Raw genomic sequence first — 14,832 nt, 5'->3', positions numbered from 1 at the left:
TGTCGGGTAAGGGTTAGCTGCTGATCGCGTAGGGGCGGCGGACTCGACGGGCGAACTCCAGGACTTGGGCGATTGCGGTGCGCGACAGGCCGACTTCCTCGCCGATGCTGGTGGGGGTCCACGATTGGTCGGCGAGCATGAGGATTTCGGCGAGTTGTTCCACGGGGATGACCGAGAGGCCGCGGCCCGCGATCGCGCGGGCTACCGACCACACCTCGACGTCATCGCTCTCGGAACCGAGGTTCTCGGTCAGCAGGTGCTCGGCCGAAAGTGATTGCACGACTTCGCTGATCACCTCGCTGGTGGTGCGACGCGGCGCATCATCCGGAACAAGCTGCCTGACCTCGGCCTCGGTTGCCGCGGTCTGGTCCGCGTGCTCGGCTGCCGAGTTTTCGGTGTTCGAAGTGCGATGCCGCTCCAGTGCGTGCGTGACTCGCTCGGCCGAAGTCGGTGTCGCGGAACCGCGGGCAGCACGCTGGGGTTCGGTGGGTGCGTTCGTGGGCGTCGGAGTTTCGGTACGAGCGCTCGACTTCGCTGGTTGAGTGGCGTCGGCTGGTGCGCTTGTGCGCGAAAAGGTTTCGGTACGGGTGCTGGATTTCGCTGGGTCGGAAGCGTCGGCTGGCGTGCCCGTGCCCGTGCCCGTGCCCGTGCCCGTGCCCGCTGCGGCCACGGTGCTTGACGCCGTGGCGCGACTCGTGTCGGCCATTGCGCGGTCCGCAGTCGCCTCGACGGCGCCGTCACCTGCTTCGACAATCGCGGTATCGAAGATGCTCAGCTGTGACTGCGCTGGGGGGCGTGTGCCGATGTTCTGCGATTCGGCCACTCCGACAACAGAAGTTGTGCCGGTACGGCGAGGGGACCACGAGTCGCGAGCGGAAGTCGCGGTTGTGGCATCGGGCTCGAAGCCTGCGGCACCGATGGCCGCGCGCTCGTCCCGATGGCCGGCATCAGCCGCCGCAGTCCGGAAGGCTGTGCCGGTGTCAGGGGCAGTCGCATCATCGCCGACAGTGGCGGCGGCCGTAGGTGCCGTGCTGCCCAAGCCGCTGCTGGAATCGGTAGCTCCAGGCTCGTCGCGAGTGGAAGCAGTGGTCGCGGATCGGGCATAAGGACCGTTGGCGGTGACGGCCGTATCATCGGCGCGGGTGCCCGCGGTTCCCGGCGCGGCGGTCCGGCGTTCTAAGCCGGTAGCGGCAAGAGTCGTGTGCTCGTCGCGGGTGGCGGCACTCTGCGCCGCGGCGTGCGGCTCGAAGTCTGTGGCAGCAAAAGCTGTGCCCTGATCAGCCGTGGTCGTCGACGTGGCCTGGGATTCGAAGCCGGTGGCGGCACGAATCGTGTGCTTTTCGGCAGTGGTTGCCGATGCGGTATCGGACTCGAATCCAGCGGTGGCATCGGCGGTGTGCTGGACACGAGCATTCATCGGTGCCGTCGGGACCGCGACGTGTGCGGCGTGAAGTGCGCTCCCGCCGACGTTCGCAGCGGACTCGGGTGCGATGCGCGGATCGCGGTCGGCGGCGTGAAATACGCTCTCGTCGAGGGGGTTCACGGTAGCTGCCGACGTATGGGTTGGCAGTGTGGCGGTGTCGGTGGAGGTTCGCGCGGTGTTCTGGATCGAATCCGACCCACGGACCAGGGGGCCGGGCCGACGGTAGTCGTCGCTCGGGATCTGCTGGGTGAGACGGCCATTGGTCGAGCGGGTGCTCTGCGCGTGGTACACGAGGGTTTCCGTGCAATCGAGGCGTGCGACGGGCACCGGGTCGGGTTGTGCCGCGCGCATCGCGGCCTCGGCGACGTGGGTATCGACATCGACCGGGAAGCGGACACCGGCTTGGTCGAGAACGGGATCGAAACCCTTGGCGGCGAGCAGTTCTCGACGGTCGGCGGGTTCGTCGGCACGGAAGCTATCGATGGGTGCGCCGCGTTCGGTGGTGACCCGCTGCCGGGGCGGCAGTTCGGGTTCGTCCTCGACCAGCGCAGCTCCGTCGATGAGCAGGGCATAGCGCGCGGACACCCAGGCGTGCAACCAGATCACGACGCCGACCATGACCGGCGCGATCGCGTATTCGGCGGCCTGGCCGAAGGCTCCGGCGGCCAGGTGCGGGCCCGCATTGAGCGCCACGGTCGTGCCGAGCAGTGCGGCCTCGAAGAGGACGACCTTGCCCCGATCGAGTTCGCGGCCCCAGCGGGCAGCCGTCGTCGCGGCCACCATGATGGTGATGATCGGGATCGAGATCATCGCCTCGATCCCATAGCTCAACCAGTACAGCGGATCCGCCATATTCCCGCTGGGCACCAGGTTGTGCTGCACATTCACGCCGGCCCACACCATGCCCAGCACCACGACGGCGATCAGTGCGCGCGAGGACCATTCGGCCCGGCGATACAACTGGGCAAGGCGCGCATCCTGATTCGAGACCCGCCGCCGCGCCGCCAGTGCGCGCCGATGCCACCGCGCGTCCGCGTCGTCGGCGCGCTGGATGGCCGACATGGTCCGACGATTGCGCTTCTCCGCCGTGAGTTCGTCCTGGACGGCCCGTTTCCGCTGCCCCCGTCGCTGCGCCCGAACCCATTGCGCGAGTTCGCGTTCCGCATCGATTTCGGCATCCGACAGTGCCTGCACCAGCGCCGCATCATCTTGCAGCGGCAACCGCCCCCGCGCGTTCGCGACCCGCTCGGCCAACGCGTCGATCTCCGACCTACCGGTCGACTGTTTGTCGCGCATCGCGAGCCTTCCCAGGAGCAGGTGTCACAGCGACGAGGACCTGTTGCTCGAACATATGTGTGATCGCACCGAGATTAAACCGCTACCCGCCCGAGGTCAATGCCGCGCACCCTGGAAACTCGAACAAATGCGCGAACTGGACGCGCCCTAGTCGCTGGTTCAGGCGTTCTTATGGCAGACCGCCTCGAGCATGATGCCGTCGGGGCCGGTCCAGAAGGTGGCGTAGTACGGCGGGGGGTATTGGGGGAATTCTTGTGGGGCGTGGATGATTTCATCGCCTCGGGTGGTGGTCCACGCGTGGACGCGGTCGACAGCGGCGCGGGTGCGGACCATGAAGGCGAGGTGTTGCAGGCCGGGTGCGGTTCGCACATAGCCGGGGGCGTCGGCGGGGTAGAAGAAGATGTACGTGCCAGGTTTGTTGTCGGCGGGCCAGTAGGCGAATTGGTCGGCCGCACTGAGCAGCGGCGCGTAGTCGAGTAGGGGCATCAGCTCGTCGTAATACGACCGGGCCGCGATGAGATCGGTGACGTTGATGCCGAGGTGTCCGAGGGGCATCCTCGAAATTTACGCTCGTGCGGTATCAGGTGAGGGTGGTGTGCCAGACAATGGCGGCGGCCAATGCACCCGCTCCATTGACCGACCAGTGCAGCGCGATGGGGGCCAGGAGGCTGCCGCTGCGGCGGCGCAGCCAGGTGAACACGACGCCGGCCGCGGCGGTGGCGAGGACGGCGAGCAGGATGCCGACGAGCTGGCCGACCGGGCCGCCGCCGAAGAAGCCGGTCAGACCCCGGTTGCTGGTGGTCAGGCCGAGCGAGGAGGCGATATGCCAGAGGCCGAACAGCAGCGAGCCCGCCGCGAAGACGCCGCGGGCGCCGTAGACGCGGTCGAGCGTGCCGTGCAGGACGCCGCGGAAGGCCAGTTCCTCCGGAATCGCGGTCTGCAGCGGTATGACGATCATCGATGCGATGAGCGCGCCGGAGATGGTGGCGTAGCGGTCGGCGAGGAAGAACGGCCGGGTGATCGGCAGCAGCGCCCCGATCGCGACCACCGTGAGCACCAGGCCGACCGCACCGACCGCATAGAGCGTGCCGCGCCGCCAGTGTCGCGGTGAGAGTCCGAGTTCGGACCAGCCGAGTCCGCGCCGGCGCATGAGCGCGAGCAGTACGACGGCGGCGATCGGAACGGTGAGGATGCTCGCCCATGCGGTGGTGAAGTGGGCGATCAGATTCGTGCCGGCCAGGACGATCACCACAACGGCCACGTCGAGATAGGCGTGCAGTTTGTGGCGGGGCGGTGCCGCTTCGTCGAGGTCGTGTTGAAGCATCCGGCCCAGTCTACGGACGTCCGCAACTGGCGCGAGGGGTGCGGCTCCGGGGCTCTGCGTCATCAACATGGTCGTACTCGTTTTCGCGGAACGTGCCGTCGGCGTTAATGCGGACCCCGCCACCCCTGCGGATCCACCCATGCCTGCAGCGTCCGAGCACTGTCGAACCGGCGCGGCTCGCCGCTGATCGGATCGGTGAACTCGAGTGATGTGGCCAGCAATTGCAATGGCCGTGTGAAGTCGTGCACAGATTTGTCGGTGAGCACCGGATAGAAGTCGTCGCCGAGGATCGGAATGCCGAGCCCGTTCATGTGTAGTCGCAGCTGATGGGTGCGTCCGGTCAGCGGTCGTAGCCGATATCGGCCGAGTCCGTCCCGCTGCTCCAGCAACTCGATCCAGGTCTCCGCATTGGGCGCACCCGCCACCTCCTGCGCGGCCAGCACCTGCTTCTCCTTGATAATTCGGCTGCGCACCGTGCGCGGCAGCGTGAGCTCCGGATCGAAGGGTGCGATGGCCTCGTACTCCTTGCGCACTGTGCGCCGGTGGAACATGGTCTGATAGGCCCCGCGCCGGGCCGGATTGATCACGAAAAGCACAAGTCCGGCCGTGACGCGATCGAGCCGGTGCGCCGGAATCAGATCGGGTAGGTCGAGTGCGCGGCGCAGCCGCACCAACGCCGTCTGCAGGATGTGCTGGCCCCGCGGAATCGTCGCCAGGAAATGCGGCTTGTCCACCACGAGCAGATCGTCGTCGCGATAAACGATCGGGATATCGAACGGCACCACGGTCTCATCGGGTAGGTCCCGATGGAACCAGACCGCGCCGCCCGGCACGTAGGGCGCGTCCGGCGTGATCGGACCGGATAGGTCGACGATTCCGCCCGCGTCCAGCAGTTCATCGATCCGTGCGGCGGGAACGCGGGGCAGCCGTTCCACCAGGTGATCCCGAATGGTCGCCCAATCGCCCTGCTCCGGCAGGCGGAGCCGGGCCGGATCCAGGCCGTGCCGCTTGGGCAACGGCGGCTGCTGCCTCCTTCTCATTACCGACGACCTTAGTCGGTAATGAATACCCAGCTCACGGCCGGGCCGGGGTCAGAATCCGCGCAGCCGATCCGGGGTGACGCGCACAGTGACCGAGTAATCGGCATGGAACTGTTCCTCGGTCGTCGAAAGCGAGGCGAGTCCGTCGGTGTATTTCACGGTGAACTCGGCGACTTCCGCCGGTGTCGGCCCGGCTTCGTCGATGTGCGCGGTGCCCGTGAGAATCACCACATCGCCGCCGGTCGCGGTGCTGTTCAGATGCAGCGACACCCGTGGATTGCGGGCGATATTGCGCAACTTCGGCTTATCGGCCTGGCTGAAGATCAGGAATGCACCGTCGCGCCATTGGAACCACACCGGATTCGGCTGTGGTGTCCCGCTGGGGCCGACCGTGGTCAGCCAGATGACATCCTCGCGTTCCAGGCGGGCGGCGACCCTGGCACCGAATGCGGTGCCGGTGTCGACGACGGGCGTGGCGGAGCGATCGGATTCCGTCGTTGGCCCACCCGTCACCCGGTCGCCATCCCTGCGCGATGCTGTACTCATATTTGTGCCAACGCGCACACCGCATGGTCGATTCCGCGTCGGCGCCGCCGCGTCACGGATGCCTACGGTTCGGCCCGTTCGTCCAGCACCATCCGTCGCGACTCGACCAGCGTCTGTCTGGCGCGGCGGCGGACCTTGCAACTGTCGACACTGCAATACAAGTGCACCTGCATCGCCCGGTGCGCCTGTTGCCCGGTCAAGGATCCGGGTTCACGGTCGCACTCGCCGATATTCGAAATAATTGTCGTGACAAGCATTTTCATACCTCCAACCGCAGTCGCAATCTGTGTAGCTCGATAAGTTAGTAAGGCCAGGACGCGAAAGGTGCTGGGATAGTCCGCCGTTCACATAAGTTTCCCCGGCACGTCGAAGATGTGTTGCCGAATGCGGTAACGGAGCCGGTCATACGGTATCGAGCAGGGCGATAGCGATCTCCCGCACCACTTGATCGGTGGCTTCGGAACGCTGTGCCGCCACACCCGATCGCATCGACGCCGCACCCTCCATGAGCGCGACAAAGGTTTCGGCGCACGCCCGAGCAGTGTTCTCCGCGCACCGAGGTCGACGCGCGCGGATGAATTCCGTTACCTGACGGACATATTCGGAATAGAATTCGGTAACAACGGGCCGGATGGTTGGTTCCGCGGCCGCGATTGCCCAGATTTCGACGAACGGACGCGCCGCGGAACCGTCATCGTGTTCCGAAAGCAGATAAGTGACAGCGCATTCCGGATCGGTGACATCGCGCAGCCGGGTTCGTGATCGGTCGATCGCTTGTTCGGCCGATGCCGCCGTCACCGGACCGGTCACGCCGCCCATCCAACTCGACGACAGCAGCACCGGTGCGGTCGGGCGCAGCGTGGCGGCGACCACGGCGGCCCGAGTTAGGCGGATTGTCCAACGGGTGATGTCGATGTACGGAATGCCCGCGCGCACCGCGGCCCGCAGCACGCGATCGTCGATCGTACGCACCACGGCTCGTGCCGCGGCGTGGAAATCGGTGTCGGAGCCGAGATCCCACGGTGCGCGCTGCGCATCGAGTTCCGCGGCAAGTGACCTGCCGCGTGCGGGATTTCGGCCGGTGAGCAGCAGTGGCCAGGGCGCGGCGGCGAGCCGGGCGAACTCGGCGCCGACGGTGCCATAGCCGCCGACGATCAGCACCGGAGCATTGTCGTGGAACCGCAGATGGTCGGGCATGCCGACGCATATAGGTCGTGTGACCTGGATTGTCGAGCAGTCACCTTGCCGCCCGGTCTTGTGAAGTTGCATATATGAGACGCGTCGTCGGCTTTGGATCGGCCAAAGCGAAACGTTCCGTGCGGCTTCCGGCAGCGCCGGGACGAACTCGGGGCTACGGTGATCCGCAAATCGATCCCGAAGGGCAGCGGGATCGAGGGTAGGAGGTAACGACGTGTTGTTTCCGCCAATTGCATGTCTGGAGCCGGGCGAACCGTTCCTAACGGTTGGTTCGGAAAGCGGATCGCCGCGCGCGGTGCGGCGAAGATCATTGTGCGAGGGGAAGTTCCAATGGCAACAGGGGTGGCGCCGTCGGGCGCACCGGAGTATGTCTCCGATAGATACACAAAGGGGCTCGCGGTATTCGAAGAATGGCAATTGCACCGCTACAACCGGGAGAGCTATTTCGCGCATCCGTTGCGCGGCGTACAGCTGGGAATTCGCTATCTAACGTTGCCGCATTATTTCGGCAGAGTGCCGCCGGTTCGGCTGTGGTTGCGGCGGTTCGGCGGGCCGCGGGTATTGCCGGATTTCGCCTGCGTCGGCGCGCTGAAGAGCGGAACCACCGACCTGGCCAGCTATCTCATGCAGCATCCGAGCATCCTGGCGCCGCTCACCAAGGAGATCGGCCACGGCTATACACAGTTGTGGGGGCCGTACTTTCCGACGGAGCGGGAGAAGGCCGAGGTGCTGCGATGTACCGGCCGGGCGCTGGCGGGCTACTTCGACCCAGCGCTGCACGATCTGCTGTTGATCGACAACTACCGTGCGGTCCGACCGGACGCCAAGATCCTCATGATGTTGCGCGATCCGGTGGAGCGCGCGTACTCGCACTACAAATGGGACCTTTTTCTCAGTAGCAACGACGGCCTGCGCGTCATGCCGTACGGCAAGACCTACGCCGACTACGTCGGGTACGCGCTGGAGATGTTCCCCGCGCCGTCGCCACCGACCACGCTGCCCTCCATGCCGGTGCTCGGCACCGGTGTCTACGTCAATGCGGTCGCCCGCTGGCTCGAGGCATTCGGCAAGGACAACGTCCACATCGTCACCGCCGAGGACTTTTTCGCCGATATCTCGAAGACGGTGTGCGGCGTCCACGAGTTCCTCGGGCTGCCCGCCGTCGAGCCGGTCCACCACCACGTCTTGAACCGTAATCCGCTCGAAATCCCCGAGCCCGACGCGGATTCGGTGGCCCGACTGCGCGAGTTCTATCGCCCGTGGAACGAGAAGCTGTTCGAGGTGATCGGGTGCGACCTCGGTTGGAACGACCACTAGCTCCCGGCAAGATAACTTAGCCTAACCTACCCTCTTGGTCGATCTTGTGTGAAGATGGTGCCGATTCCGGCGAGAGGCTCCGCGATGGGGCGAGAGGGGCGAGGCAGATGACGGTGGAGGAGACCGGAAACCGGCCGCCGAAGGCGGTGCTGAAAGCGCGAAAGCAACGGGAAGCCGCGGCGCGCAAGGAGATCCTCGCGCCCGTGCGCCGCACGCTGACGCTCGCGAGCACAATCGTGGCCATCGCCTCGGTCGGCACCGTCGTACCGTTCGTGCTGATCGTCGCGGCCTGCCGGGAACTGCTCACCGACCAGGTGGATACCGATCGGGTGTGGCGACTGCTGCTGATCGCCGTGGTGGTGCTCGTCGCGCGTGGCCTGCTGCAGGCGGCGGCGCTGACCTGGTCGCATCTCGTCGATGCCGGATATCAGCTGACCCTGCGTCGGTTGTTGGCGGCCAAGCTGACCAGGGTGCCGCTCGGCTGGTTCGGCGAACGGTCCTCCGGCGAGGTGAAGAAGTATCTGCAGGACGATGTCGAGGCGCTGCACTATCTGGTCGCGCATGCGCGACTGGAGTTCGTCGGCGCGCTCACCGCGCCGCTGGTCACCCTCGGCTATCTCGTCAGCGTCGACTGGCGACTCACGCTGGTACTGCTGATTCCGCTGTTCGCCTATGTCGTGTTGTTCAGCCGGATGATGGATCAGGACGGACGCGATCGCATGGCGGTCTATACCCGCTGGGAACGCCGAACCCAGGACGCCACCATCGAATTCGTCGATGGCATTCAGGTGGTGCGGGCGTTCGGTCAGGCGGGTAAGGCGCACACCGTATTCCAGGAGGCGGTGGACGGACAGGCCGACAGCCTGAATCGGATGAAGATGCCGATCATTCGTATCCAGTCGGCCTCCGACATCGTGGTCACTCCGGTGTTCGTGATGCTGGTCGTCGTGATCGCCGGGCTCGCCGCCGTGGGACTGGACTGGGTCGCACCGCTGGATGTATTGCCGTTCTTGCTCGTCGGCCTCGGCCTGGGCAGTGCGCTGCTCGGTCTCGGCTACGGATCTCAGGCGCTGCGGGCCGCCGGTGCGGCAGCGGTACGTCTGTACGAACTGCAGCAGACGCCCGAATTGACTGTGCCCGACACGGTGTCGGCGCCCGATCCCGCGGCCGCGGGTGTGGTGCGGTTCGAGGGCGTGAGCTTCGGATACCGCTCGGATCACCAGGTGCTGCGCGAAATCGACCTCGAGCTGCGACCCGGCACCATTACCGCGCTGGTCGGACCGAGCGGGTCGGGAAAGTCGACGCTCGCTAAGCTGCTGCCGCGCTTCTACGATGTCGGTGCCGGGCGAATCACCATCGCGGGCCGCGATATTCGCGACTTTCCGACCGAGGAGCTCTATCACACCGTCGGATTCGTCTTCCAAGATGTGCGTTTGATCCGCGGCACCATTCGTGAGAACCTGCGGCTGGCCCGCCCCGACGCCGATGATGCCGCACTGGAGCAGGCGGCCCGAGCGGCCCACATCCACGACCGCATCGTGGCGCTGCCGCGCGGTTACGACTCCGAAATCGGTGTCGATGCGACGCTGTCGGGCGGTGAGGCGCAACGACTTTCGATAGCCCGCGCGCTGCTGGCCGATACTCCGGTGCTGGTCCTCGACGAGGCGACCGCCTTCGCGGATCCGGAATCCGAGGCGGCCGTGCAGGATGCGCTCGCGCTGCTGGTCGCGGGCCGGACCGTACTGGTGATCGCGCATCGGCTGCACACCATCACCGGTGTCGATCGGATTCTGGTGCTGGAGCGCGGATCCCTGGTCGAGCAGGGCGAGCACGCCGGTCTGCGCGAGGCGGGCGGTACCTATCAGCGGCTCTGGGAAATCAATGAGGCGGCGCTCGCGCTGGTCGAAAATATCGAGGTGACACGATGATTCGCAAGGTGCTCGGGCTGATCCCCGCTGATCTGGCCCACCTGACGCCGAGACTGTTGGCGGCCATCATCGCTCAGGCGCTGAGTCAGTCCGCTGCGTATCTGCTTTTGGTGCCGGTGCTGGAGGCGTTGTTCGACAATGAGCTCGGCCGCGCCTGGTTCTGGGCGCTGTGGATGCTGGTCGCGGTCGCCGGGGTCGTCGTCTTCGGATATCTGCAGGCCGTGCTCGGTCTGCGCATCGGCGTCGGTATGCAGCGCGGGCTGCAGACCAGGCTCGGCGATCAGCTGAATGCCCTGCCGCTCGGCTGGTTCGAGACGCACAGTGCCGGACCGCTGTCGCGGATCGTGGTCGAGAATGTGCGCGAGATCCAGGGCCTGATCGCCTATCTGCTGACCAAGGTGCTCACCGGCATCGTCGTTCCGCTCGGTGTCGCGCTCGGCATGCTGTTCATCGATCGGCGGATCTCGCTCGCCATGCTGCTCGCCGCACCGGTGCTGTTCCTGGTGAACGGTCTGGCCAATCGCGCCTACACCCGCTCCGATGCCCGGATGCACGAGGCGGCGGCCGAAGCCGACTCACGGGTGCTCGAATTCGCGCAGGCGCAGCCGGTATTGCGCGCATTCGGTGCGGTGGGACCGGGCAACCAGGCACTCGACGGTGCGCTGGCAGGGCAGCGGTCGGCGATTACCCGGTTGATGTTCGCTTCCGTGCCGGGTCTGATCGTATTCGCGCTGTTCGTGCAGGCCGTATTCCTGGTGCTGGTCTACCTCGCGGTGGGCCGGGTTACCGACGGCGCGGTTTCGGCGGCGGCCGCGATCGCGCTCATCGCGGTGAGTTCCAGGTTCATCGAACCGCTGAATCAGGCCGCGCAGCTGGGCAATGCGCTGCGGTCGGCCGCGGCGGCCGCCGACCGGGTCACCGAACTGCTCGCCGAACCCGTACTGCCGGAGGCGAAGTCGGCGGTGACGCCGGGTGCGCCCTCGGTTGTGTTCGACCAGGTGTCCTTCGGATACCGGCCGGGTGAGCCGGTGCTGTCGGAGCTGAGCTTCGAGGTGCCCGCCGGGACCACCACCGCGATCGTCGGGCCGAGCGGCGCGGGCAAAACGACACTGCTGCGGCTCGCGGCGCGGTTCCACGATGTCGAGGCTGGCCAGGTCGTGGTCGGCGAGCACGATGTGCGCGAGCAGCCGTCGCGGACCCTGCTCGGCCAGCTCTCGCTCGTCTTCCAGAACGTCTACCTGTTCAACCAGTCGGTGGCGGACAATATTCGGATCGGCCGCTCCGATGCCAGCGACACCGAACTGCAGCGCGCGGCCGAGGCGGCCAGGGTGGACGAGATCGTCGAGCGGCTGCCCGACGGTTACCAGACCGCGGTCGGCGAGGGCGGTGCGACGCTGTCCGGCGGTGAGCGGCAACGGGTTTCGATCGCCCGCGCGCTGCTCAAGGATGCGCCGATCGTGCTGCTCGACGAGGCAACCAGCGCGCTGGATCCACACAGCGAGGCGGTCGTGGCGCGCGGGATGCACGAACTCACCAGGGATAAAACGGTAATCGTCGTCGCGCATCGGCTGGCCACCATCGCACATGCCGATCAGATCCTGTTCCTCGATGGCGGGCGGATCGTCGAACGCGGCACGCACGCCGAACTTTTGGCACTCGACGGCCGATACGCCGACTTCTGGAACGAGCGGTCGCGAGCCAGTGGTTGGCGGTTGGAACCCGCGCCGGCCTGAGGGACCGGGCCGCCGTGGGTATTCGGGTGACCGGACGCCGCGGCCTGGATGTCCCCGGGCGGGCGACCCTGGCGGAATGCCGCCAAAATATCGTCGGCGGCACGCTGGGTATCGACTGGTCCGCGCGCACTACCGATGAATTGCCGCCGACGTCCGGCGGCAATTCGCGCATCAGCATCGCGCATCGGGCGGTGCCGACACGTCGTCAGAAAGTAGCGATCAGGTCATCCCCGAGGATGACTACTTCCAATACGCGCGGTATTTGATCGCGGTTTTCGGCAGCCCGTGGGTGGTCTTGAGCGCCTTGACGATGGACCGCGTGGTGTGGCCGTCACACGCGACCCAGGCGAAAGCGTCCTTCGGGCACGCCATTTCATTCGCCTGCTCGCGCAGCAACCGACCGTTGTCGATGCGCTGCACCCATTTCACCTGATGGTGCGGCTTATTGCGGACCGGGAGTCCGGTGTCGGATTCGTATTGCCATTCCAGCCAGACGCGGGCGGGCACATCGCCGATCGCGTCGAGCAGCGAATTGATGGCGGGCAGCGATGCGGTATCCCCGAAGATGACGAACTCGCTCGGGAGCGGATCGGGCAGCTGGAAATCCGAGCCGAGCACCGACACATCCAGCTGGTCTCCGACGGCCGCCTTTTGCGCCCACATCGAGGCGGGGCCGTGGTGTACCGCGAATTCGATAGAGAATTTGTTCGCGTCCGGATCGGGATCGACCAGCGTGTAGCCCCGCTGGTGCTCGCGCTCACCGTTCGGAATCCACAGCCGCACCCATTGCGTCGGATGCACCGGATGATCGGCGAGCAGTCCGCCCGCATCGAATCCGAGCCGCAGGTACTTATCGCTGATGTACTCGGTCGAGGTCACCGTGAGCCGGTAATCCTCGGCACGCCATGCCTTCAGCATCAACCCTTCGAAGCCTCTACCCATGCAGCTAAGGTTAGCCTAAACACACTCTGGTGTCGTGGGGTGTCCGGTGAAACGACTCCGAATGGCCGTGTGGCCCCGAAGTAGTGCGCTACCTCGGGGCCAACTCGCGCGTGTCGCAGGTGATTACAGATTGCAGGGCAGCATCGCGACGCTCGCGATGGTGCATTCGGCCTCGCGGGTCAGCTTCCAGGTGCCGTCGATCTGCTTCCAGGACAGGTCGAAGTACCAGGGATCCCAGCCGTCGATGGCGGTGGTCAGCTGGGCGGTGAGCAGATCGCCGGAGACATTCACCGGGCCGAGAACGTCCCAGCGGAAGCTCGGCGGGGCCGAGGCCATGACGCTGCCGACCTGGTCGACCAGGCTGAGACCGGCCTCGCCCGCCTCGAGTTCGGCCGCGCGGGCGGAGCGCGAAGCGCCGGTGTTCAGCACCAGTTGCAGTTTGGCCTTCAACTCACCGAGGCCGGGAGTGGCGGTCCGCATCGGCGCGCCGAGGGGTGCGGCGGTGGCCGGGGCCACGGTGGCGACGGTGCCGAATGCGCCGATCACGGCGGCCGCAGTGAGCGAGAACGCCGCGCTGGCAAGGCGTGCCGCCGGTCTATTTCTGGTGCTGAGCATCGGTTCTTCCAATCGTTCGTATGCCGGGAGCGTGCCGGGCAAGGACTGGCACTACAGTGCAATATAAGGTAAGCCTATGCAAAGCTGATAGTCAGAAGTTAGGTGACCCTGGTTGCCGCCCTCAGATCGAACGCAGGAGAACCGTGGACACACTGTTGGTGGTCGGAGCCGGGCCGAAAGCCCTTGCGGTGGCGGCAAAAGCACACGTCCTGCGGAAATTGGGGTTGGCGGCGCCGCGGGTGATCGCGGTCGAGGCGCATGCCGTCGGCGGCAACTGGCTGCCGAGCGGCGGCTGGACCGACGGGCAGCACCGGCTCGGTACCAGTCCGGAGAAGGACATCGGATTCCCGTACCACTCGACCTGGGCGCGCGGGCACAACCGGGCCATCGACGAGGCGATGACGGCCTACAGCTGGACCTCGTTCCTGGTCGAGCACGGCACCTACGCCGAATGGATCGACCGCGGCCGCCCCAGCCCGCAGCACCATGTCTGGGCCAAATATCTGCAGTGGGTGGCCCGTGCGATCGATCTCGAATTGGTCCTCGGGACGGTGGATTCGGTCGCCGCGGCGGCCGACGGCTGGCTGGTTTCGGTAACCGATGCCGCCGCTGGCGACTGCTTGCAGGTCGCTCGAAACAACACTGCTGCGATCACCCAAATCGACACCGACGCGCTGATGATCACCGGTCCGGGCCACAGCCGTCGCGCCCTGGCCGAGCACCCCCGGGTGCTCAGCATTGCCGAATTCTGGGATCTGGCAGGTAAACGCGCGCTGCCGGTCTCCTCGCGAGTCGCGGTGATCGGCGGCGGTGAGACCGCGGGTTCGGCGCTGGACGAGTTGGTTCGCCACGACATGCTGACCATCTCGGTGATCACGCCCAAGGCCACCATCTACACCCGCGGCGAAAGCTATTTCGAGAATGCGCTTTTCAGCGATCCGACCAAGTGGAACGCGCTCAGCATGGACGAGCGTCGTGATGTCATCCGGCGCACCGACCGCGGCGTCTTCTCGGTTCGCGTGCAGGAGAGCGTGATCGGCGATAACCGTGTGCACCACCTGCAGGGGCGGGTCGTGCGGGTCGCCGAACAGGGCGACGGCGTGGCGGTGACGCTGCGCAACGACCGGCGCCCGGATCAGGTGCACAACTTCGACCTGGTGGTCGACGCGACCGGCGGGCAGCCGCTGTGGTTCCTGGAACTGTTCGATTCCGACGCCGCCGATCTGCTCGAACTCGCCGTCGGCGGACCGCTGAACCAGGCCAGGCTGGAGGCCGCGATCGGCTACGACCTGGCGGTCACCGGACTGGACGCGAAGCTCTACCTGCCGAATATGGCAGCCATCGCGCAGGGGCCAGGGTTCCCGAATCTCAGCTGTCTCGGCGAGCTTTCGGATCGGGTACTGCGTACGGCCCCGGCGCGTCAGGTCGTCGGTGCGCGGCGGGGTGCGGCCGCCCGACTGGGCTGATTCGC

The 14,832-nt window shown here is 66.2% G+C and carries 12 protein-coding genes; 4 read left to right on the top strand and 8 right to left on the bottom strand.

The window, feature by feature from the left end:
• Positions 1–13: 13 nt before the first annotated feature.
• The 6 genes from AB0L58_RS28420 to AB0L58_RS28395 all read right to left on the bottom strand — a co-directional run bounded on the left by AB0L58_RS28420 (position 14) and on the right by AB0L58_RS28395 (position 6,826).
• Complete coding sequence (locus AB0L58_RS28420; RefSeq protein WP_364391043.1) at positions 14–2,719, bottom strand: hypothetical protein; 2,706 nt, start codon at positions 2,717–2,719, stop codon at positions 14–16.
• Positions 2,720–2,878: 159 nt separating this feature from the next.
• On the bottom strand, positions 2,879–3,274 hold the full coding sequence (locus AB0L58_RS28415; RefSeq protein ID WP_364391041.1) for a VOC family protein: 396 nt from the start codon (positions 3,272–3,274) through the stop codon (positions 2,879–2,881).
• Positions 3,275–3,299: 25 nt separating this feature from the next.
• On the bottom strand, positions 3,300–4,043 hold the full coding sequence (locus tag AB0L58_RS28410; RefSeq protein WP_364391039.1) for a type II CAAX endopeptidase family protein: 744 nt from the start codon (positions 4,041–4,043) through the stop codon (positions 3,300–3,302).
• A gap of 104 nt (positions 4,044–4,147) precedes the next feature.
• Positions 4,148–5,083, bottom strand: a complete 936-nt coding sequence (locus AB0L58_RS28405; RefSeq protein WP_364391037.1) for an RluA family pseudouridine synthase — start codon at positions 5,081–5,083, stop codon at positions 4,148–4,150.
• 51 nt (positions 5,084–5,134) lie between these two features.
• Complete coding sequence (locus AB0L58_RS28400) at positions 5,135–5,629, bottom strand: TIGR03667 family PPOX class F420-dependent oxidoreductase (protein ID WP_364391035.1); 495 nt, start codon at positions 5,627–5,629, stop codon at positions 5,135–5,137.
• A 402-nt stretch (positions 5,630–6,031) separates the two neighbouring features.
• Positions 6,032–6,826: a hypothetical protein gene (locus AB0L58_RS28395; protein WP_364391033.1), complete on the bottom strand. Its 795-nt coding sequence runs from the start codon at positions 6,824–6,826 to the stop codon at positions 6,032–6,034.
• Between the two features lie 330 nt (positions 6,827–7,156).
• Here AB0L58_RS28395 and AB0L58_RS28390 point away from each other — a divergent pair, with 330 nt between their 5' ends.
• The 3 genes from AB0L58_RS28390 (at position 7,157) to AB0L58_RS28380 (ending at position 11,804) form a co-directional block, all read left to right on the top strand.
• Positions 7,157–8,143, top strand: coding sequence for a sulfotransferase domain-containing protein (locus AB0L58_RS28390; protein ID WP_364391031.1), 987 nt, complete (start codon positions 7,157–7,159; stop codon positions 8,141–8,143).
• A gap of 107 nt (positions 8,144–8,250) precedes the next feature.
• Complete coding sequence (locus AB0L58_RS28385) at positions 8,251–10,071, top strand: ABC transporter ATP-binding protein (RefSeq protein WP_364391028.1); 1,821 nt, start codon at positions 8,251–8,253, stop codon at positions 10,069–10,071.
• On the top strand, positions 10,068–11,804 hold the full coding sequence (locus tag AB0L58_RS28380) for an ABC transporter ATP-binding protein (protein WP_364391025.1): 1,737 nt from the start codon (positions 10,068–10,070) through the stop codon (positions 11,802–11,804). The genes AB0L58_RS28385 and AB0L58_RS28380 overlap by 4 nt, the downstream gene beginning before the upstream one ends.
• 240 nt (positions 11,805–12,044) lie before the next feature.
• On the opposite strand, the gene AB0L58_RS28375 is transcribed toward AB0L58_RS28380, so the two are convergent.
• Both AB0L58_RS28375 and AB0L58_RS28370 read right to left on the bottom strand, forming a co-directional pair.
• On the bottom strand, positions 12,045–12,746 hold the full coding sequence (locus AB0L58_RS28375) for a siderophore-interacting protein (RefSeq protein ID WP_364391022.1): 702 nt from the start codon (positions 12,744–12,746) through the stop codon (positions 12,045–12,047).
• A 123-nt stretch (positions 12,747–12,869) separates the two neighbouring features.
• Positions 12,870–13,361, bottom strand: coding sequence for a hypothetical protein (locus AB0L58_RS28370; protein ID WP_364391020.1), 492 nt, complete (start codon positions 13,359–13,361; stop codon positions 12,870–12,872).
• Between the two features lie 143 nt (positions 13,362–13,504).
• On the opposite strand from AB0L58_RS28370, the gene AB0L58_RS28365 reads away from it, so the two are divergent.
• Complete coding sequence (locus tag AB0L58_RS28365) at positions 13,505–14,827, top strand: SidA/IucD/PvdA family monooxygenase (RefSeq protein WP_364391018.1); 1,323 nt, start codon at positions 13,505–13,507, stop codon at positions 14,825–14,827.
• Positions 14,828–14,832: the final 5 nt, after the last annotated feature.

It is taken from the genome of Nocardia sp. NPDC052112 (assembly GCF_040680135.1).
Taxonomy (GTDB): domain Bacteria; phylum Actinomycetota; class Actinomycetes; order Mycobacteriales; family Mycobacteriaceae; genus Nocardia.
The sequence above is the reverse complement of the archived record's forward strand: the minus strand, read 5'-3'. Positions and strand labels throughout refer to the sequence as shown.